Origin of the sequence: Candidatus Caldatribacterium saccharofermentans, assembly GCF_050267035.1 — a bacterium.
In the GTDB taxonomy this organism is placed as follows: domain Bacteria; phylum Atribacterota; class Atribacteria; order Atribacterales; family Caldatribacteriaceae; genus Caldatribacterium; species Caldatribacterium saccharofermentans.
The window spans coordinates 410529-430993 of record NZ_CP187957.1 but is presented as its reverse complement, the minus strand read 5'-3'; the positions used below and the strand labels follow the sequence as shown (position 1 = coordinate 430993).

General features: G+C 56.3%; 18 protein-coding genes and 1 tRNA gene. 14 read left to right on the top strand and 5 right to left on the bottom strand.

The genetic code is table 11. The features are described from left to right. The first annotated feature begins 1 nt into the window (after position 1). A complete protein-coding gene (locus tag ACPT9Q_RS02190) occupies positions 2-517 on the top strand; it encodes an ECF transporter S component (protein WP_427366106.1) in 516 nt (171 codons plus the stop codon). On the opposite strand, the gene ACPT9Q_RS02185 is transcribed toward ACPT9Q_RS02190, so the two are convergent. The 5 genes from ACPT9Q_RS02185 to ACPT9Q_RS02165 form a co-directional block, all read right to left on the bottom strand. Continuing rightward, a complete protein-coding gene (locus ACPT9Q_RS02185; RefSeq protein WP_427366105.1) occupies positions 429-2246 on the bottom strand; it encodes an ATP-binding protein in 1818 nt (605 codons plus the stop codon). The two genes, ACPT9Q_RS02190 and ACPT9Q_RS02185, sit on opposite strands and share 89 nt — an antisense overlap. Next, entirely contained in the window at positions 2243-2929 is a 687-nt protein-coding gene (locus ACPT9Q_RS02180; RefSeq protein WP_017873309.1) for a response regulator, read from the bottom strand. Before ACPT9Q_RS02180 ends, ACPT9Q_RS02185 begins: the two co-directional genes overlap by 4 nt. Positions 2930-3014: 85 nt before the next feature. Continuing rightward, positions 3015-3497, bottom strand: a complete 483-nt coding sequence (locus ACPT9Q_RS02175; protein ID WP_427366104.1) for a Spy/CpxP family protein refolding chaperone — start codon at positions 3495-3497, stop codon at positions 3015-3017. Then, positions 3494-3901 (bottom strand): RNA polymerase sigma factor, encoded by a 408-nt coding sequence (locus tag ACPT9Q_RS02170; RefSeq protein ID WP_427366103.1) that lies wholly within the window; start codon positions 3899-3901, stop codon positions 3494-3496. Before ACPT9Q_RS02170 ends, ACPT9Q_RS02175 begins: the two co-directional genes overlap by 4 nt. Positions 3902-3968: 67 nt before the next feature. After that, positions 3969-4628, bottom strand: a complete 660-nt coding sequence (locus tag ACPT9Q_RS02165; RefSeq protein ID WP_427366101.1) for a LexA family protein — start codon at positions 4626-4628, stop codon at positions 3969-3971. 106 nt (positions 4629-4734) lie between these two features. On the opposite strand from ACPT9Q_RS02165, the gene ACPT9Q_RS02160 reads away from it, so the two are divergent. The 13 genes from ACPT9Q_RS02160 to ACPT9Q_RS02100 all read left to right on the top strand — a co-directional run bounded on the left by ACPT9Q_RS02160 (position 4735) and on the right by ACPT9Q_RS02100 (position 20452). Further along, positions 4735-5700 (top strand): sugar-binding transcriptional regulator, encoded by a 966-nt coding sequence (locus ACPT9Q_RS02160; RefSeq protein ID WP_427366100.1) that lies wholly within the window; start codon positions 4735-4737, stop codon positions 5698-5700. Positions 5701-5783: 83 nt separating this feature from the next. Continuing rightward, positions 5784-7382 carry an extracellular solute-binding protein gene (locus ACPT9Q_RS02155; protein WP_427366099.1) on the top strand — a complete coding sequence of 533 codons (1599 nt, stop codon included), beginning with the start codon at positions 5784-5786 and terminating at the stop codon, positions 7380-7382. 52 nt (positions 7383-7434) lie between these two features. Continuing rightward, positions 7435-8292, top strand: coding sequence for a carbohydrate ABC transporter permease (locus tag ACPT9Q_RS02150; RefSeq protein ID WP_427366098.1), 858 nt, complete (start codon positions 7435-7437; stop codon positions 8290-8292). A gap of 9 nt (positions 8293-8301) precedes the next feature. Next, positions 8302-9156: a carbohydrate ABC transporter permease gene (locus tag ACPT9Q_RS02145; protein ID WP_427366097.1), complete on the top strand. Its 855-nt coding sequence runs from the start codon at positions 8302-8304 to the stop codon at positions 9154-9156. A 12-nt stretch (positions 9157-9168) separates the two neighbouring features. Further along, the gene (locus tag ACPT9Q_RS02140; RefSeq protein WP_017873300.1) at positions 9169-10017 is read left to right on the top strand and encodes a ketose-bisphosphate aldolase; all 849 of its coding nucleotides are present in this window, start codon (positions 9169-9171) and stop codon (positions 10015-10017) included. 84 nt (positions 10018-10101) lie between these two features. After that, positions 10102-11877 carry a bifunctional homocysteine S-methyltransferase/methylenetetrahydrofolate reductase gene (locus ACPT9Q_RS02135; protein WP_427366702.1) on the top strand — a complete coding sequence of 592 codons (1776 nt, stop codon included), beginning with the start codon at positions 10102-10104 and terminating at the stop codon, positions 11875-11877. Then, positions 11870-12277 carry a bacteriohemerythrin gene (locus ACPT9Q_RS02130; protein WP_427366096.1) on the top strand — a complete coding sequence of 136 codons (408 nt, stop codon included), beginning with the start codon at positions 11870-11872 and terminating at the stop codon, positions 12275-12277. The genes ACPT9Q_RS02135 and ACPT9Q_RS02130 overlap by 8 nt, the downstream gene beginning before the upstream one ends. Positions 12278-12281: 4 nt before the next feature. Further along, positions 12282-13595, top strand: a complete 1314-nt coding sequence (locus ACPT9Q_RS02125; protein ID WP_427366095.1) for an alpha/beta fold hydrolase — start codon at positions 12282-12284, stop codon at positions 13593-13595. 108 nt (positions 13596-13703) lie between these two features. Next, a tRNA-Gly gene (locus ACPT9Q_RS02120) sits at positions 13704-13779 on the top strand. 355 nt (positions 13780-14134) lie between these two features. Continuing rightward, positions 14135-14383: a hypothetical protein gene (locus ACPT9Q_RS02115; protein ID WP_017872606.1), complete on the top strand. Its 249-nt coding sequence runs from the start codon at positions 14135-14137 to the stop codon at positions 14381-14383. An 8-nt stretch (positions 14384-14391) separates the two neighbouring features. Continuing rightward, positions 14392-16878, top strand: a complete 2487-nt coding sequence (locus ACPT9Q_RS02110; RefSeq protein ID WP_427366094.1) for a Lon protease family protein — start codon at positions 14392-14394, stop codon at positions 16876-16878. 3 nt (positions 16879-16881) lie between these two features. Continuing rightward, on the top strand, positions 16882-18234 hold the full coding sequence (locus ACPT9Q_RS02105; protein ID WP_427366093.1) for an MFS transporter: 1353 nt from the start codon (positions 16882-16884) through the stop codon (positions 18232-18234). Positions 18235-18292: 58 nt separating this feature from the next. Beyond that, on the top strand, positions 18293-20452 hold the full coding sequence (locus ACPT9Q_RS02100) for a methyl-accepting chemotaxis protein (RefSeq protein WP_017872609.1): 2160 nt from the start codon (positions 18293-18295) through the stop codon (positions 20450-20452). Positions 20453-20465: the final 13 nt, after the last annotated feature.

The following is a 20465-nucleotide window of genomic DNA, read 5'->3' as shown; positions in this document are numbered from 1 at the left end:
CGTGAAACGCCCGAAAGGGATTCGCTTTGTGACCCAGACGGCGATGTTTTTCGCCCTGACACTCCTTGTGCAGGCTTTCGGTTTCCCCCAGATGCTTACCGGTCCTCTGGTGAACGCCTTTCTGCTTCTCTCGACCATTTTCTCCGGTATTTTGAGCGGAGTCATCATTGGCCTTTTCACTCCCTGGGTGGCCCTTCTGCGAGGCATCCTTCCTGCACCCCTTGGCCCCATGGTGCCTTTCATCATGGTGGGCAACGGAGCGCTGGTGACGGTTTTCGGGCTCCTGGCAAAGAGGAAATCCCTGTTCTTTGAGATTGTAGGAGTTTGCCTTGGGGCTTTGGTGAAGTACCTCATCCTCTCTCAGACGGTTCGGTTCCTCGTTGCCGTTCCTCCCCCTGTTGCCCGGGCCATGCAGGTCCCGCAGCTTGTTACTGCTCTCCTTGGAGGGGCCGTTGCTCTGGGTCTTTCCCGGGCTGTTGAGCGGACCCGTCTTCCCGGAAGGCGTGCTTCAGGGTGAAGAAGAACCGGCTCCCTCCCTGAGGTCGGTTCTCCACGCCCACCGTGCCCCCATGGCGCTCAACAATTTCCCGCACGATGGCAAGGCCGAGCCCCACACCACCACCCTTCCGGGAACGGGACTTCTCCACCCGGTAGAATCGCTCGAAGATAAAGGGAAGGTCATTTTCCGGAATCCCTGGGCCCTCGTCGAGTACCGAGACAGTCACCATGCCTTCCCTTTCCTCTCCCTCAATGGTGATGGTGCTACCCTCGGGAGAAAAGAGAATGGCATTGTGGAGGAGGTTGGTGAGGACCTGAGCAAGGCGGTCACGGTTGCCGAAGACCACAAGGGGGAGGGCAAGGTGGTTTTCGACGTTCACGCGTTTTTCCTGGAAAAGCGGGGTGAGTTTGAGGACAACCTCCCGGGTGAGGGCAGCAAGGTCTACCGGTTCCATCTCCCATCGGACCTTTCCTGACTCCATGAGAGAAAGGTCCAAAAGATCCCGGATGAGCCTGGACATCCGCAGGGTTTCCTCGTAGAGGAGGGGCAGGTATTTTTTTCGGAATTCTTCGAAAGAAATGACGCCGTCAAGGACAGCCTCGAGAAACCCCTGAATGGCGGTGAGGGGGGTCTTGAGTTCATGGGACACATCGGCGATGAACTGCCGGCGGAGTTCTTCGGCCCGACGGAGCTCGGTGATGTCCTGGATAACCCCTACGGCCCCGTAGAGCACTCCTTCGTCCTCAAGTGGAGCAACCCGGACAATGAGGCGCTTTGAGCGGAACACGCACTCCCCCTGGGTAGCCACTCCGCTTTTGAGGGTTTCCTGGAAGAGCATAGCGACATCCTGGGGGAGAACCTCATCAATTCGGGCTTTCCCCTCAAGAGAGGTTTCGAAGACCTCCTGGGCTTTGGGATTTGCCGAGAGGATGCGCCCCTCAAGGTCCAGTGCCACCACACCCTCCTTGAGGGCAAGGAGGATGTTCTCAATCTCCCGTTTTTCCCTCTCTAAAGTCCTGATGGTTCGCTCAAGCTCCTGGGAGAGGGTGTTGAAATCCCGGGCAAGCTGCCCAAGCTCCTCTTCAGGGGGAATTTCCAGGCGCTTGGTGTAGTCTCCTGAGGCTATGGCCCGGGCCATGGTGCGCATTTTCTTAAGCGGCACAGAGAGCGAACGGGAGAAGAGAAACGCGAGAATCACGGCCAGAGGAAAGGCCACAAGGCCGGACCACAAAAGGAGGTACCGGAAGGCCTTCACGGTCATCTGGATATCCGCAAGGGGAGTGGAGAGGAAGAGGACCGCTTGGGGCGGGGCATCAGGGGGCAGGGGGAGGGCGACAACAAGCATCTCCTGGCGAAGAACAGGGAGCACTCCCTGGAAGGTCACCGCCTTGCCCTGGCGAAGGCGGTTCTCGAGTTCCTGGAGAGGGAAGACACGTCGGAACATCGCCCCGGGGCGCATCATCTGGGGACCGTGGCGAAGCGGGGAATCTGGGGCAAAGAGACGGCTCAAAGGCACAAGGAGCACATGAATGCCCTCGCTCAGGCGCTTCACGGTCTCGGGGATTTCCTGAGTGGGAGACGTGAGAACGCTGGCGATGAGTTCCCCCCGCCTTTTCAGTTCCCGCTCTTTCAGGGAGAGGTAGAACTGGCTGAAAAGCTGCGACATGCTGGCAAAAAGCACCGCGTAGGTCACGGCAAGGATGAGGAGTGACGAGAGGAAGAACTTGCCAAAAAGCGTCCGCTTCATGGTTCCTCGAACTCGAGCTTGTATCCGTAGCCCCACACGGTTTTGATGAGAGGTGGAGCTCCAGCAGCCTCGAGTTTTTCCCGGAGGCGCTTAATATGGGTATCCACGGTCCTTGTGTCTCCGAGGAAGTCATACCCCCAGACCTCTTCAAGGAGCTTCTCCCGGCTGAAAACACGGTTGGGGTGGAGGGCGAGGAAATAGAGAAGCTCGAATTCCTTCGGTGTTGTGCTGATGGGAGTTCCCTGCACCAGGACCTTTTTGGCCTCGTGGTCGATCACAAGAGGTCCAAGGCGAACGACCTGGTGTTTTGCGGGATCCTGGAGTTTCCCTCGCCTGAGGACCGCCTTGACCCGGGCCACAACCTCCCGGGGGCTGAAGGGTTTGGGAACGTAGTCATCGGCCCCCAGTTCGAGTCCGAGAACCCGATCGACCTCTTCACCCCGGGCGGTGAGCATGATGATGGGGATTGTGGAGAAGCTCCGAATTTCCCGGCATACCGTCCAGCCGTCCTTTTTCGGGAGCATGAGGTCAAGGAGCACGAGGTCAAAGGAGTGACGCTTCACTGCCTCGACTGCGGCTTCTCCGTCGTACACCACCGTGACTGCAAAACCCTCTCGCTCGAGGTACAGGCGGAGGATTTCCCCCACAGACGGTTCGTCATCGACAACGAGGATTCTCCCCATGGCTTTCCCATTCTATAAAACGCCACACCCCAGGGCAAGGGGGGAAGGAGGGGGCCCTGGGGTGTGGCTCCCAAGGAGGGAGTACTCAGAAGAACCTTGGACAGAAGCCCTCAGGACCTCTTTTGCCCATGCCCCACCCAAAAGGTGGGAGGTTCTTGAGCTGCTCCGGTGTGAGCACACCCAGTATCTGCTGGTACATATCCTTCCTCAGGCTTGAGAGTTCCTCCTGAAGGTTCAGGATTTCTGTGATTTTTGCCCGGATGCTCTCTGCAACTTCCTGCGTGGCTTCTTTAAGCTGGAGTTCCCGGAGCTCCAGAACTTTTACCTGAATCTGGGCTTTGAGGTCTGCCGCTTTGGTGAGGAAGTTCTTCTCAATATCCAGGATTTTGGCCTTCTGCTCGTCGGAGAGGGTGATGCTCCCCAGGCCCCAGCGCATTCCTCGACCTTCCTGGGGACCCCAGACATTCTCCGGTCCTCTGCCGCCGAACCGGGGTGCAGCAAAGGCCAGCGCCGTCACAAAGAGCGTTGCCAGTACTCCAAGAACCACCGGGATGGTGAACCGTCTCATGTTCTCAACCTCCCTTTGTGTGATGTTGTTTTTACTGTACCGCAGAACTGTGACGATTCTTTGGGGGAACTGTGACGGTTTTGTGAACAGTTGAGGGTTTCTCTGAGCTTTTTCAGGGCGCGTCTTTTGTGGATGCGCACCGACCGGCGGGATATGCCGAGGCGTTCTGCGGCCTCCTTTTCTGAAAGTCCCTCGAAAAAGAGGAGTTCAACCACCCTGCGTTGCTTGGGGGAGAGGACTTCAAGGGGGAGGGCAATGCGTCTTTTTTGGGAAGGGCGGGGAAGGCGGAGGAGCCGTTCCATTTTCTCGGGAGGAAGGGGCACTTCCCTCCAGGGCCTTCCCACACCAAGCCCCTCTTCCTTGAGCCTCCTGTTCCAGAGATAGAAAAGGTGCCGCGATGACATGGTGCCACCTCCAGGTGTTGTGTGGGCTGGATTATACCAGAAGGAATGAAATATGACAAGAGGAATATCAGTGGAAAGAGAGGCTCAAAAGGACTTTCCCCACGATTCGAACCGGGCGGTCAACGAAAACCAGCGGGGGATAGGCAGGGTTGGCCGATTGGAGGATGACCGTGTTGCCCTGGAAGAACACCTGTTTGATGCAGAGTCCTTCATCCTCGATATCCACAACGCCGATGTCTCCGGACTGGACCTCAATGTCCGGGGAGAAGATGACGAAATCCCCGTGAACGATGCCTTTCCCGATCATTGAATCCCCCCGGGCCCGCACAGCGAAAAGCCGGAGTCCTGCCCTGTGGGCCTGGCCGATGCGCAGAGAAAGGAGAGACTCGTTGAGAGGAACCGCTCCCACGATGTACTCCTCAAAGCCGTTGACGGGTGTCCCACAGGGGATTTCTCCCGAAAGAAGGGGAACGGAAATTTCGCCTTCCTCCACAGCAAATAGCGCCCCTTCCGCAAGCCCAAGGAGGAGGGCGATTTCCTTCTCGCTGGCTCCTAAGGCTCTGGCTACTTTCAGAATGGAGTCCCGGTCAGGGTCCCGAAGACCCCGGAGCCACCGGGAAATGGCCGACTGGGATACCCCCGAAAGCCGGGCAAGTTCGAACTGGCTGATGTTCTTCTCCTTGAGTTTTTCCCTGAGCCACTCTCGAAAGCCCATGGTCTTTTTCATTGTACCACATTGCCCTCGGACTATCCCTTGACAGGGATGAATTGGTTTCCTACAATGTTTTTGAACGATTGTTCAGGGCAAGTGCTCACAAAGAGGGGGAGCCTTCTTGACGTCAGAGGAGAAGAACGAGGACCTGCTCCTTCTTTATGAGATAGCCCGCCTGTACTACGAAGATGGTCTGACTCAGGAGGAGATTGCCGCGCAACTCGGTTTCTCCCGCTCTCGAATCCAGCGACTTCTTGAAGCAGCCCGCCGGCAGGGCATTGTGGAGATTCGTCTGGTGAATCCGGCAACCACTTTCACTGAGCTTGAGGAGCAGCTTGTGCAGCGCTTCCGTTTGAAGAAGGCCATTGTGGTTCCTGCTTCCCTACAGTCTCCGGCCCTTATCCGCCGGAGCATTGGTCGGGCTGCAGCCCGCTATCTTGAGTCTGTGCTTCGGGATGGGGATGTGCTGGGCATTGGATGGGGGCGAACCGTGTACGAGGCGCTGAATTTTTTTGAACGGAAGATCGTCCTTACGGTGGTACCCCTCATTGGGGCTGTAGGCCAGATAGAGGTGGATTTCCAGGTGAATGAGCTTGGGCACCAGCTGGCAAAGAGAATCGGAGGGTTCTTCGTTCCCCTGTACGCCCCGGCTCTTGTGGATAGCGAGGATATTGCCCGGGCGCTGTACTCGGACCAGAGTGTCCGCCGGGTGGTGGAGCTCTGGGACGAGGTTCAGGCGGCCATTGTGGGCATGGGGGACCCCCGAAAACCCGGTTCCATTGTCCCGAAGTTCTTCCTCAGCGACCCCCAGTCGGCGGCGGTTCTTGAGAGGGAAGACGTTGTGGGGGATATCCTCTACCACTTCTTGCGCAGAGACGGGTCCCTGGCGGATGAGGTATTCGACCGGCGGGTGATGAGCATTCCTCTGGAAAAGCTCAGGAATATCCCCTACGTTCTTGGTGTTGCTGGTTCTTTAGAGAAGCTCGAAGTGCTTGAAGCGGTCCTTCGAGGAGGGTACATCAACGTCCTCGTGGTAGACAGCGAGGTGGCAAAGGCGCTCCTTGAGCGATCGGTAGGTGAGGCCTGAAGGGGGTGAGAAGCCGGGCAAAAGAGACCTTTTGAGCTTTTGCGATTTTTTCTTGTAGACTCTTGCGAAAAGGAGGGAATTCCATGAGGCGAGCAGTTGTCTGGGGAATTGTGATGGTTTTCCTTCTTGCTATGGCAGTGGCTCATGCTGATATCACCCTGACCAATGCTTCTGGAGAATCCATCACCTTCACCGAAGAAGAGCTTGGGACCATTGCAGCTTCTGGGGAAAAGCCCTTCGAGGGTATCACCATTACAGTTACTGTGAATCAGGGTGGGCCAAAAGGTGGCATTTCTGGACCACTCTATGAGTGGCGGGATGCCTGGGAACAGATTACCGGGGCAAAGCTCAACATCGTTGAAATTCCCTATGCGGAGCACTATCCCAAGGTCATGACCGACCTCATGACCGGTACTGGCCAGTACGATGGATTCTTCATCGGATCTGACTGGATGGGTGAACTCGTTGCCGGAGAGTACATCATCCCCATCGATGACTATATGAAGGACCCTCGTTTCCCCAAGTGGGATCCCGATTCACTCCCGCCCTCTATCCGCACGCTCTACACCTGGGGCGACAAATGGTACGGACCGCTCAACGACTGCGACGGGCAGATTCTCTACTACCGCAAGGATATCCTGACAAATCCCGATTACCGGGCAAAGTTCAAAGAGCAATACGGCTATGAGTACAACATCCCGCCGAAGACCTGGGACGAGCTCTACGATATCTCGGAGTTCTTCAACGGATGGGACTGGAACAATGATGGTGAACCGGATTCAGGTATCGTCATGCATCTCAAAGTCGGTGCCCAGGGAATGTACCACTATGCCTCACTTTCTGCTCCCTTCTGCATTCTTCCCGGGGAAAAGGTTGACAAGTACCACAATGTCTACTGGTTTGACCCCGAGGACATGACGCCCCTCATTAACAGCGAGGGCCACGTTAAGGCTTTGGAATTCCAGCTCAAGCTCCAGAAGACCGGTCCCGATGCCCAGGTGGCCTGGAGTCTGGGTGAAGCCTGGGACTACTTCCTCCGGGGGAAAGCAGTGTTCACTTTCTCTTGGGGTGACGTGGGGTCTCTGGTTCAGGATGAGACTCGCTCGAAGATCAAGGGGAAACTCGGGTGCTCCATTCTCCCCGGAAGCTACGAAGTGTATGACCGTTCCCAGGGGAAGTTTGTCAGGTTCGACACCCCAAACGTTTGGGGGAACACCACCGGTGGTTCCTGGCATGGCGTGATTTCGGCCCTTTCAAAGCACCCCGAGGTGGTGTACCATCTCCTGGCGTTCCACGCAACGAACAAAATCAGTCTCTGGAACGTCCAGCGGGGCTGGACCGGTGTTGACCCTGGGGCCCGCTTCCATTTCCTGCCGCCTTACGGTACGGCAAGCCTTGACGACTACGTGGCGAATGGTTTCGACCCTGAGGACGCCAAGGAATACCTGAAAGCTTACTACGATAACTTCTTTGCCCCCAACATCGCGCCGTACCTGCGGATTCCTGGTGGGAACGAATACTGGGTGGCGCTGGACCGTCACCTCTCTGAGGCCTACACAGGCCAGGTCTCGGCAAAAGAGGCTCTTGACCGGGTGGCAAGGGACTGGGAAGATATTACCAACCGTTACGGGCGTGAAGAGCAGCTCAAGGTGTACCAGGAATCCATTGGGTATGGAAAGTGAGGGAACGATCAGGGAGGGGGGGTTTCCTCCCTCCCTGTGAGGGGGGATAAATGTGAGGAGAAAACGCATCAAGTACTTTTTTCTATTCCCCTCAATTTTCTGGGTTCTGGCTTTCACTATTTTCCCTCTGGTATATTCTCTGAGTCTCACCTTCTTCCGGGTACGCCTGGGGAAACCCGCCCGTTTTGTGGGTCTCGCCAACTTTGCCCGGATTCTGAGCGACTACAAGATGTGGCATTCGCTACGCATAACCCTTGTCTACGTTGCTGTGACGGTGACGCTTCAGGTTGTCCTGGGGCTTTTGATCGCTCTCCTCTTCCACCAGGAAATAAAAGGAAAATCCCTGTTCCGTGCCCTGCTCATCCTTCCCATTTTCTGTACCCCGGTGGCAGTGGGATACCTTGGTTTGACGGTTTTTTACGAAGAGGGTGGACCCATTAATAGCATCCTCATGAGTTTTTTTGGCACCAAGATTCCCTGGCTTTCGAACCCCTTCTGGGCCTGGATGGCGATTCTGCTTCTTGATATCTGGCAGTGGACGCCTTTCTGTTTCCTGGTTATCCTTGCGGGACTCCAGTCGCTTCCTGAAGAAATCTACGACGCAGCGTACCTTGATTCCTCTTCGGAATGGGAAATTTTCCGAAAGATTACCTTTCCCATGGTTCAGCCGGTTATCGTTATCGTTTTGCTCCTGCGTCTCATTGAGTCCTTCAAAATCTTCGATGTGGTGTACAGCCTCACCGGTGGGGGTCCAGGAACCTCAACGGAGGTCTATTCTCTCTTCACCTACCGGACCGGTCTCAAATTCTTTGACTTCGGATATGCCTCGGTCCTGGGGTACCTCCTTCTTGCCATGGTGTCGGTAGCCGTGAACATTTTCTTCCGCCGGATTCGGGAAGTTTACGGGTAGGAGGGAATCATGGGAGTTGTCAGGAGACGCTCGAAAGTTGCCCTGGTTTTCCGGTACGTTCTCGTTGGCATTATCCTCTTCTGGGCGCTCTTTATGATTTACTGGGGTGTGGTGACCTCACTCAAGCCTCCGGCAGAGACCTTTACGGTGACCGGGCTCTCGGTGCCCTTCGTTCAGTTTCGGCCGACTCTGGAGAACTGGCGGACGGAACTCTCAGTGCGGGAGAGTCGTATGGCTCTTCTCAACAGTGTCATCGTCGCCATCTTCGCTACTCTTATCGCCATGGCTTTGGGAGTTCCCGCGGGGTACGCTCTGGCCCGGTTTAAGTTCCGGCGAATTCGAAACCGTGACCTCACCATATGGTACCTCTCGCAGCGAGTTCTCCCTCCCGTGGTCGTGGTCATCCCCTTTTTCCTCATCATGCGAACCCTGCGCCTTCTCGATACCCGCCTGGCGCTCATTCTTGTGAATGCCACCTTCACCTTACCCTTTGCGGTGGTCATCACCCGACAGGCCTTTCAGGAGCTCCCTGTGGAGCTCGAGGAGGCGGCGGCTGTTGATGGGTGTTCCGAGTTCACCGCTTTCTGGAAAATCGCCCTGCCTCTTGCGGCTCCCACAATTGTCGCCGTGGTGGCGATATGCGTGGCCTTTACCTGGAACGAGTTCCTTTTCGCCCTTTCCCTGACCTCCCTTCGGGCAAAAACGTTCCCCGTGTACCTTGCAGGTGCTGAGGATACCCGAGGGGTGCAGTTCTGGTTCATGGCCACACGGGCCATCCTCGCCCTGGGACTTCCTGTGGTTCTGGCGGTGGCGATTCAAAAGTACATTGTCCGGGGATTGACCTTTGGTGCTGTAAAAGGATAAGGAGAACCTGCCGTGCCCCTGGTTCCATCAAGCATGCTTCTTCGCCTGGCCGAGGAAGGGAACTTTGCCCTTCCGGCCTTCAATGTTCCTGTGCCTGAATTCATTCTCTGGATTCTTGAAGAGAGCGAAAAGCTGAGGTCTCCCGTGGTCATTCAGGTTGCCCCGGTGGAGTACCAGGCGCTGGATCTTCGCATGTTCTACGGCACACTGCTTTTCCTCTCTGAGCGCTTTTTGATCCCCTTTGCTTTCCACCTCGACCACGCCCGTGAGGAGAAAGAGGTCCTCTTTGCCCTTCGCAATGGCTGTTCCTCAGTCATGATCGATGGATCCCGGCTCCCTTTTGAAGAAAATGTGGCGCTTACCCGGAGGGTGGTCATTCTTGCCCATTCCGCTGGGGTCCTCGTGGAGGGGGAACTTGGCAGGGTTGGAGGGCTTGAAGGAGACGAGGCGGAGGACGGGGATTCGTTCACCGCTCCCTTGGAAGCGGAAGAGTTTGTGCAGAGGACGTCCGTTGACCTTCTGGCGGTGGCGGTGGGTACCCGCCACGGTTTCTACGACAGGACACCAGAGCTTCAGTTTGACCTTATCGAGGAAATTCGATGCCGGACTCGCCTTCCCCTCGTCCTCCACGGGGGAAGCGGAACGCCTCAGGAAGAGCTCCAGAAAGCCGTGGTGCGTGGTGTGCGGAAAATCAACTTTAGCACTGCACTTCGGGCAGAGTACCTGCAGGCTTTTCGGAGTTTTGTAGAGGAACACCCTGGCGACGTAGCCGTCCACAGAATGCTCCCCTCTCTGGCTTTCCGGGTGAAAGAAGTGGTTCGGGAATGCATTATTGCCTCACTGGCGCAGGGCAGGGTATAATGGGCAAAAACTGCGGAGGGAAACGAATTGGAGCCCTTCCTTGAGTTCCTCAAAGGTACCAGGGTCTGTCTCTGTGATGGTGCTATGGGGACGGAGCTCCTCCGGCGGGGGTACCCCAAAGATGCTCCTCTTGAGCTTGCCAGCATAACGCACAGGGATCTCGTGCGGGGAATCCACGAGGAGTACCTTGCCTCTGGGGCACAGCTTCTTGAAACCAATACCTTCGGTGCCAATGCGCTGAAGCTCTCGCTTTTCGGCCTTGAGGAGAAGGTCGAGGAGATTGTCCTTGCTGGGGTGCGTCTGGCAAAGGAGGTGGCCCGGGGTCGGGCGTATGTCCTGGGAAGCGTTGGTCCTCTGGGGAAGCCGGTGGGAAAGGGTCTCGGCGTTGAGGATGACAGGGCCAGGGAGTGCTACAGGCAGCAAATTGGAGCTCTCCTTGAGGGTGAGGTCGATGCCGTTCTCTTTGAGACCATGGCCTCACCTCACGAGGTTGCTCTGGCTGTGGAAGTGCTGCGGTCTTTTGACCGGAATATCCCGTACCTGGTGCAGTTTTCCTTTTTCCCCGATGGTACCACTCCCTCGGGGGACTCACTCCTTCGGGTTCTTGAGTTTTTGAAAAGCCTCGACGCCTGTGTGGTGGGCATCAACTGCGGTAGCGGACCTCACGAAGCTGTGCATATTCTCGAGCAGTTCTCACAGCACCTTCCCGGTCCTTTCTCTGTCCAGCCCAACGCCGGATACCCCCAGATCGTCCAGGGACGGATAGTCTATGGAGCCCCACCGGAGTACTTCGCCTCGTTTGCCGGAACCTTTGTCCGCCTGGGGGCAAAAATCCTCGGGGGGTGTTGTGGCACAACCCCTGAGCACATCAGGGCCCTGGCTAAAGCCATTGAGCACCTCGGGGAAGGAACGACCCTCGAAGTCCTCGAACCCGAGAGGGAAGCAGTTTCTGAAGCCCCCTTTCCTCCCTCGACTTTTGCCGAGAAACTCGGGAAGCGGTTCGTCTTCACCGTGGAAATTACCCCTCCCAAGGGAACCAACCTGGAAGGGGTTAAGGAAGGTGTGCGTCTCCTCAAAAAGGCCGGGGTTGATGCCGTGAATATTTCCGATTCTCCTATGGCCCGGGTGCGCATCTCCCCCATTGCCCTGGCGCATATCCTCAGGGAGGAGCTCGGAGTGGAATCCATTGTCCACTTCACCTGTCGGGACCGAAACCTCATCTCCCTCCAGTCGGAGCTCCTTGGGGCTGCAGCCTTAGGGGTGCAGAATATCCTTGCCCTCACCGGAGACCCGCCTTCTGTGGGGGACCATCCCTTTGCCCGGCCGGTTTTTGAGGTGACCTCAGAGGGGCTGGTGCTCATCCTGAGCCGGTTAAATAGCGGCGTGGATTTTGCCGGAAATCCTCTGGGGAAGGCCACGAATTTCACCATCGGGGTTGCCCTGAACCTCAATGCCCAAGACCTTTCTCAGGAGGTTGAGCGCCTGAAGAGGAAAATCGATAACGGGGCACACTTCATCCTCACCCAGCCCATTTACGACCCCAGGGATCTGGAGAGGTTTTTCGACCTTTTCCGCGGTTCTTTGCCGCCTCTTCTTGGGGGTATTCTGCCACTCAGGTCTTTCCGCCACGCGGAGTTCCTGCACCACGAGGTTCCGGGTATCGTCATTCCTGAGCGCTTGCGAGCCCGCATGGCGCAAGCCGAAGACCCAAAGCGCGAGGGCGTTGCCATTGCCCTTGAGGTTATCCGGGGCATCAGGGACATGGTAGCGGGGATTTACCTCATGCCGCCCTTTGAACGGTACGAGATGGCTGTGGCCATTATCGAGGCTTTCCGAAGGGAGGAGGGACAGGATGCTTGAGTGGTCTGACCGTTTTTCCGTCGGTATACCTGAGATTGACAACCAGCATCAGGAGCTCTTCCGTCAGGTCAACCGTCTCCTTGAGGCCTGTTCTCAGGGAACGGGAAAGGCGCTTCTTCCAGAAATCTTTGATTTCCTCGGAAAGTACGCTGTGGAGCACTTTGCCACCGAAGAACGGTACATGGAACGGTACGGGTATCCAGGGCTTGCGGAGCACCGGAAAGTACACCAGGATTTCGTGCAGACCTTTCTGCAGTTTCGCCAGCAGGCCGAGGCCCAGGGCCCAGGGGTTCACCTCGTGGTACAGGTGAACAGGGTGCTTGTGGACTGGCTCAAAAACCACATTCTCAAGATGGACCAGGAGATGGGGAAGTTTCTGCAACAGGCCCTGAAGGGGTGAGGGAATGCTCAGGGTATGGGTTATTCTCGTGGTTTTGGGAGTCCTCCTTGGTTCCGTCGCCTGTACAGGGGAGAGCCCCGAGTCTTTGAGTCTGGCTTTTCTCGATCGCATTCGGAGAGGCATGTACGAGGAGGCCTGGGCCATGGAGGACGAAACCATGCGGTCGCTTCTGTCTTCGGAGGCTCTCAAAAGCCTCTGGGAGGGAATGACAAGGGACCTGGGGAACCTCCTGACCTTTGAGGTACAGCGGAAAGAGCAAAAAGACGGGTTCACCCTGGTTTTTGTGCTCTCCCACTTTGAGCGCGCAACCCTCCTTGCCCAGGTGGCGGTTGACGAACACCAGAGAATTTCTGGGCTCTACTTCGTTCCTTACACTGCTTCAACGTATTCTCCTCCCCCTTATGCTCCGGAGAGATTCCGGGAAGCTCAAGCGACCTTTGGGCTTCCAGGCTTCGAACTTCCCGGAACTTTGACCTTACCAGAAGGCAAGGGGCCCTTTCCCTGTGTTCTTCTCGTCCACGGCTCCGGGGCAAACGACCGGGACGAAACCGTCCTGGCTTGTAAACCTTTCAGGGACCTGGCATTGGGTTTAGCATGGGAAGGCATCGCCACATTCCGGTACGATAAAAGGACCTATGTCCATGGGGCAAAAATTGCCCAGATGTTGCCTTCCTTCACCGTGGAGGAAGAAGTCATTCAGGACGCGCTGGCAGCTCTCGAGTTTTTGAGGAAACAAAAGGATGTTGATGCCCGGAGGGTGTTCCTCCTTGGGCATAGCCTCGGGGGGTGGCTTGCCCCCGAAATCGCCCTTCGGGATGGAGGTATCCGGGGAATCATTCTCTGCGCCGCTCCGGCTCGATCCCTCCCCGAGCTTGTTCCCGAGCAGATGGAGTATCTTTTCAGTCTTGATGGTACCGTGGACGAGAACGAGGCCAGGCAGATTGAGGCGGTAAGGAAAACCGTCGTTGCCCTTCAAGAACGTGCTCTTCGGGACGACGAGGCCGTGCCGTATCTTGGAGGGTACGCCCGTTACTACTACGGTCTCATGGAACTCCGGCCTCTTGAGGATGTCCAGAGGCTTTCCTGTCCCATTCTTGTTGTCCAGGGTGGTCGGGACTTCCAGGTTCGGGAAAAGGACTTTCTCCTCTGGAAAGAGGCCCTGTCCTCTCACCCTCAGGCGACTTTCCGGTGGTATCCCCTTCTGAACCACCTCCTTGTTCCTGGAGAGGGCCCTTCAACGCCTGGGGAATACGCACAACCCGGGCATGTTGATGAAACTCTCATTCGGGATATCGCCCTGTGGATTTGGGAGCACTGATTACGGGGTGCGGCGGGGAAAGGCTCTTCTATCTGCTCGGTGGGAACAGGTCGAGGGGGACTGGGTTCTTGACGTTCTGGGAAGCTGTGCTATAATCACCTGTAGCGGGCGGGAATAGCTCAGGTGGTAGAGCGCCAGCCTTCCAAGCTGGGTGCCGCGGGTTCGAGTCCCGTTTCCCGCTCCATTTTTTCGGAAAGCCTGCAGAGAGCCGACTTCTGCTTCCGTAACATTTGCGCGCTTCACCGGTTTCTGGCGAGTCTGGCAAGTAGTGCAAGAGTCGGAAGGTTTTTCTTCTACTTGTTCTGGTTTTGCGTCTTACTGAGAGGAACACCGGATGTGGTGTTTGGGAATCCTTGCCCCGTCAGAATGGTTCCCCGACGTTTCCCGTCAGTGTCTTTAGGAAAAGCTACCCTCCGGTTCTGCAGGCAAAAGGGAGTTCACAGAGGCGCTTTGCAAGGGGAAGCTGCGAGAACATACTCCGTTTCTCTTTTGGCCTGCATGGCGTATAATATCCCCAAAGACCTGAGGAGGTGGCTTCTGTGGCGAGGATTCTCCTCGTGAAGGTGGGAGATCGGCCAAAAACAGCGGTACGGGTCCAGGAGGTTTTAACGCAGTACGGCTGTAACATCAGAACCCGCCTTGGTCTCCATGAGTTCGCCTCTGAGTGTGACGAAAGAGATGAAGGACTCATTGTTCTTGAGATTGTGGGAGGCCCTGAAGAGGTTGAGAAGCTCAGAAGTGCTCTTGAAGCCATCGGCAACGTGAAGGCCGTTTCCGTGGAGCTGTAGGGATTTCTATGGAGAAGGTTGATCTCTCAAAGTACCGTCTCCGACCAGAGGATTTGCGGTGGACCTGTGACCCGGCAACTTTTCCCTTTGAGTGCACGGACGAGCTCGAAGGGCTCCAGGGGTTTGTGGGGCAGGATCGGGCCTTTGCGGCGATTGAGTTTGGCCTTCGAATGGATCGCCCTGGATACAACCTCTTTGTGGTAGGACCAAGTGGTACGGGAAGGGCGGCAGCCGTTCGAGCCTGTATCGAACGTATCCTTGAAGAGAGGAAGAAAGCCGGTCTTCTTCCTCCGGTCATGGACTGGTGCTACGTTTTCAACTTTGACAATCCTGACCGCCCCAGGGTGCTTCGCTTCCCCCGGGGGGAGGGAAGGACTTTTGCCCGCCTTCTTGAGACGTTGCTCAAAAATCTCAGGGAAATCATCCCCAAGGCTTTCTCCAGTGATGAGTACAAGAACCAGCGTCAGATCCTCATTGATGAACACCAGAAACGCCATCGACAAATCCTTCAGGAACTTGAGCGAGAGGCGCTTGAGGAGGGTTTTGCCTTCCGGATGACCTCCATGGGTCCTATCCTCGTCCCACTTTATGAGGGGAAGCCTATGACCCAGGAGCAGTACCTTGCCTTGAGCGAAGCGGAAAAGGAGGTCATCGAGACCCGCCGCCAGAAGCTCCTGAACCGCATCAACGAGGTTTTTGAGCGGATTCACCAGCTCGAAATGGACTTCAAGAGTCGGGTGGCCGAGCTCGATACCCGGATTGCCGATTTCACTATTACACCCCTTTTCAGGGAGCTCCTTGACCGGTATGCCGATTTCCCTGAAGTTACCGAATTCCTCACCAGCCTCAAGCAGTTCACCCTCTCGTACCTCCATATTTTCCGGGATTCTCAGGAAACCCCTGCCCAGCCGCAGCACCTTGCCCCGTACCAGCGTTTCCAGGACCCCTTTTTGCCCTTCAAGGTGAACGTCTTTGTGGATAATTCTGCCACTGAAACCCCTCCTGTAATTCTCGAAACCCATCCCACCTGGACCAATCTCTTCGGGCGAATTGAGCGGCGGGCCTTCATGGGAACGTATTTCAGTGACCACACCATGCTCAAAGCAGGGTCCCTGCACCAGGCCAATGGCGGCTATGTCATCATGTACTTCCGGGACCTCATTGTGAACCCTGGCGTCTGGGAGGGGCTCAAGAGGGTTCTGAAAAACCGGGAAATCCGCATGGAGGACCCCTTTGAGCACTTTGGCCTCATCGTGCCTCAGGGTTTGCGCCCTGATCCTCTGCCGTTTGATGCAAAGGTCATCCTCATCGGGGACGAGTACGTTTACCGACTGCTCACCATTTTTGATGAGGACTTCCGGGACCTCTTCAAGGTGAAGGTGGAGTTTGATTATGAGATTCGGAAAAGCCAGGATATCGTGGCTGCTTTTGCCTGTTTCATCCGCCGCCTCTGCCTTGAAGAGGGACTTTTACCCTTCGACCGCAGCGGGGTAGCGAAACTCCTTGAACACGCTGCCCGGATGGTGTCCCACAAGGGGAAGCTCACCACCCGTTTTGGGGTTTTGCGAGACATCGTTCTCGAGGCCGACTTCTGGGCCCGGGAGGAGAGGGCCGAACGGGTCTACGATCGCCATGTGGTGAGGGCTCTGGAGTCTCGGGAAAAACGACTGAATCTCCTTGCGGAAAAAATTGACGAGTTCATCAAAGAGGATGTTCTGCTCATCGACACTGAGGGCGCGGTCGTGGGGCAGGTGAACGGTCTTGCAGTCTATGACCTTGGGGATTTCAGCTTTGGTCGGCCATCCCGTATCACGGCCCGGACGTATCTTGGCCGGCAGGGTGTGGTGAACATTGAGCGAGAGTCCCGCCTGAGCGGTCGCATCCACGACAAGGGTGTGCTCATCATGAGCGGCTACCTGGGGTACCGTTACGCCCAGGATAAGCCCCTCTCCATTGCTGCGAGCATCTGCTTTGAGCAGTCTTACGAGGGGGTGGAAGGCGATAGTGCCTCTTTAGCGGAGGCCTGTGCCATTCTCTCGGACCTTGCGGGGGTTCCTCTCAGACAGGATATCGCCGTCACCGGTTCCATCAACCAGAAGGGCGAGGTCCAGGCCATCGGTGGGGTGAACCAGAAAATCGAAGGGTTCTTCCGGGCCTGCAAGATGAAAGGTCTCACCGGAACCCAGGGGGTTATCATCCCCAAAAGCAACGTGCAGCACCTGATGCTTGATGAAGAAGTGGTTGCGGCAGTTCGGGAAGGCAGGTTCCACGTGTACGCCGTGTCTTCAGTCGATGAAGCCATGGAGATTCTCACGGGGATTCCTGCGGGGAAGCGACAAGAAGACGGAACCTTTGAGGAGGGAACCCTCAACGACCTTGTGGACCGCAAGATTCGCAGGGCGTTGGAGCTTCTGCAGAGGCTTGAGGGAAGGCCTGAAGGGGAGAAACCAAAAGAGGAACGGCGGGAAAACGAGGAACAACGGGATCAGCAATAGTCCATGTTCTCTCTCCTGAGTCGAGATGTCGCTCAAAGCGTCAGGGACCCAAAACTTCGCAATGACCTCAGGTTTGTCACCTTAGGAGTTGTCTTTGGCATCGTTTTCGTCAACGTCACTACCGGTGCTCCTATCGCCGGGTTCGCCAACGCTTTAGGCTTTGGGGACCTTCTCTACGCCTTTCTCCTTGCCCTGCCGGTTCTTGGTGGAGCGTTGCAGGTCTTTGCCTCCCTGGTGCTCGAAAGGACTAGAAGGCGGAAACTCGCCTTTCTCCTTGGTGGTTTTGCCAACCGCGTTCCCTGGCTTTTCGTGGCCCTTCTACCTCTCTGGGTCAGCAACCGCCGGGTGCTCTTTGGGTCCTTTGCAGGGCTTCTCCTTTGCACTGCCTGTGGAGGGGCATTCCTTGCGGTGAGTTTCATGTCCTGGGTGGCCGACCTCGTTCCCCTGGAGCTTCGGGGAAGGTTCTTCGGGCACCGGAGCCTCCTCGGGACGATTTCGTCGCTTGTGAGTGGCCTCTGCATCGGATGGTTTCTGGACACTGTTTCCCGGGGGACAGGGTTTTCGGTGGTCATCGCCCTGGCAGCGGCTCTGGGGATTCTGGATATCCTCTGTTTTGTTCGGGTTCAGGATCCTCCCATGAGGTATGAGGAAGAATACCGGGGAAGCATCATCCACTTTTTCCGCGAGGTTTTTGCCCATCCTCCTTTTTTTCGGTTCCTCCTCTTTGCCGTTTTCTGGTACTTTGCGTTCAACGTTGCCTCCCCCTTTTTCAATCTGTACATGATTCGGGACCTCCACATGGATTTCTTCCATATTGCCCTCTACGTTCAGGCAGTGGCAAACTGCACGACCCTCTTTTCCATACGCCTTTTCGGCCGCCTCACCGACCGTTTTGGGAATATCCCTGTTGCGCTTCTTGCCACCTCAGTGGCTTCTTTCCTGCCGCTTCTCTGGTGCCTCACAACGGAAGCGAACTGGCGACCGATTGTGCTTGTGATTCAGATTCTGGCAGGAATCTTCTGGCCAGCCATTGACCTTACGGTGAACAACCTCGCGCTGAAGCTTTCACCGGACCTCCATCGTTCTTTCTACATCGCCGTTTTGAACCTCTTCCTTGGGGTTTTCGGCAATGCCCTGGGGTACATTGCTGGTGGGGCCGTCCTTGAATACCTGGCGCCCTCTGTGGCTTGCTTCATGGAGGGTCTTGGGGTGCATTTTTCGCCCTACTATGTGGTCTTTCTCCTTTCTGCCCTCCTTCGCTTTGTGGCAACCTTTGTCTTCCTCCCCCGGGTCCGCGAGGAACAGGCCCTCCCCCTGCGGGATGTTTTCCGGACGCTTTTTGAAGAGGTTCGCTAAAGTTTTCCCGGAAAGTGCCGATAAGCAGGAGAAGGAAAAGAAAGGAGGGTAAAGGTTCATGCGCAGGAGTCTTCAGGGCAGGTTGCTTTTGTGGTTCCTGGTCTTTGCTCTTGTTCCCCTTGTGTTTCTTGCTCTGTACGGACTTTCCGTTTTCCAGAAATCCCTCTCAAAGGCCTATGAGGAACAGCTCCTCACCATGGCCAGCTCGGTAGCCCATGGACTGGACCTCTGGTTTGAGACCAAAATCGCCAACATCAAAGGAGGGGGAAAGGACCCGCTGGCGGAGCGGAGTTACTGGGTGAACAAAGATGGCACAGGTTCCGATGGAACAGGGAAAGAGGTTGATCTCAGCAACGACCCTGCCTTTCTGAAAGTGGTGGAGACCCAGGCTCCCCAGATTTCCCGGGTTTTTATCTCTCCGGAAACGGGGAAACGGGTGGTGAATATTCTTGTCCCTACCATAGTAAATGAGAAGTTCATCGGGGCCATGGGGAACCAGGTTCCAGTGGAGGAGCTCGACGCCCTTGTTGCCACTCTGAAAACTGGGGAAACAGGTTACGGGTACCTTGTGGACCAGACAGGAACCATTGTTTCTCATCCCAATCCGGAGAAGGTCCTCAAAGAGAGCGTTCTTTCCGGGTCTTCTGAGGCTCTGAATGCTTTCGGGAAGGAGATGTTTGCAAAGCAACAAGGAGTTGCCCACTATACTTACGAGGGAGTGTCCAAAGCTGCGGCTTTTGCTCCTGTGGAGGTGGCCGGCTGGTACGTTGTGGCCACAGCCCCTCACCGGGAAATCTACGCCCCCATTTTCAGCATGCGGAATCTCATCATCGTTGTGATCGTCGTTGCCGGAGTCCTTGTGGGGTTCTTCTCCCTCCTCCTCTCAGGGCGCATTGCTCTGGGAATTCGAAAGGTTACGGGTATCGTCCAGCAGGTGGCTCAGGGTGACCTGGGGGTGGATATGGAGAGTATCCAGGAAATAGGGCAACGGGTGCGGGATGAGGTAGGGCTTCTGGCTCAGGCCTTTGTGGCGATGGTTGAGAACCTCCGAAGTCTTGTGCGGGAAATCCTCCAGGGAGCGTCATTCCTTTCCTCCTCAAGCACAGAGCTTTTTGCCTCGGTTGAGGAAGTGGCCAGGGCGACTCAGGAGATCGCAAAGACCGTTTCGCAGGTTGCCCAGGGCTCCACTCGCCAGAGTGAAGACCTGCAAAACGTTGCGGAACGAGCCCGGCGGGTTCGGGAACGGGCCGAAAACCTCAAAAAGGCCACAGAGAAGAACGTGCATCTTCTCCAGGAGATGGGGGAGCAGTTCCGAGAGAGCTTCGCGGCCCTGGAGCGCATAGCCCTGGGGATTCAGTCGGTGTCTGAGGCAGGGAAGAGGACCGAGACGGAGGCCCGGGAGGGACAGAAGCTCCTTGCCGCTCTTCGGGAAAGCGTCATGTCTTTAGCGCAGGTCTCAAAAGAAGTGGCCGAAAGCATCGAGGCCCTGGAAGGCCGTTCCCAGGAAATCGGGAAGATTGTCGACCTCATCACGGGTATTGCGGAGCAGACGAACCTCCTTGCCCTGAACGCTGCTATTGAGGCTGCAAGAGCCGGAGAGGCAGGACGGGGCTTTGCCGTGGTGGCCGAGGAAGTGCGGAAACTCGCCGAAAGCTCTGCTCAGGCTGCACAGCAGATTGCAAACCTCATCCGGGAAATCCAGGGCGATACTCGCCGGGCGGTGGAGCGGATGGAGAAGGCAGAGTCCCAGGTGATGGCAGGAGTATCCCAGACGGATGAGGTGGTGAAGAGCTTCGAGCACATCCTCTCAGCCATGCAGGGAGTGATGGACCAGACGAAAGCCCTTGCTTCCTCCTTTGATGTAGCCCAGAAGGTCCAGGAGACGACGAAAAAGAGCGAGGAGGAAGTCCTTGCGCTTTCTCTGGAAAACGCGAAGCTCATCGAGGACATCGCCCAGGATATCCAGAACATTTCCGAGAGCCTCTCCTCCATCGCCTCGGTGGCTGAAGAGAACGCCGCCTCAAGCGAGGAGGTCTCGGCATCCACCGAGGAACAGAGCGCGTCTTTAGAAGAGATTCGCTCGGCGGTTGAGGAACTCACGCGTCTTGCGGCAAACCTCGAGGGTCTTGTGCGAAGGTTTCGGCTCGAGAAAAGTTCACAGGAGGTCTTTTCCCCGGAGGAAAAGGGGGTAAAATATGGTGAAGGGACAAAAAGGTGAATCATTCTCTAGA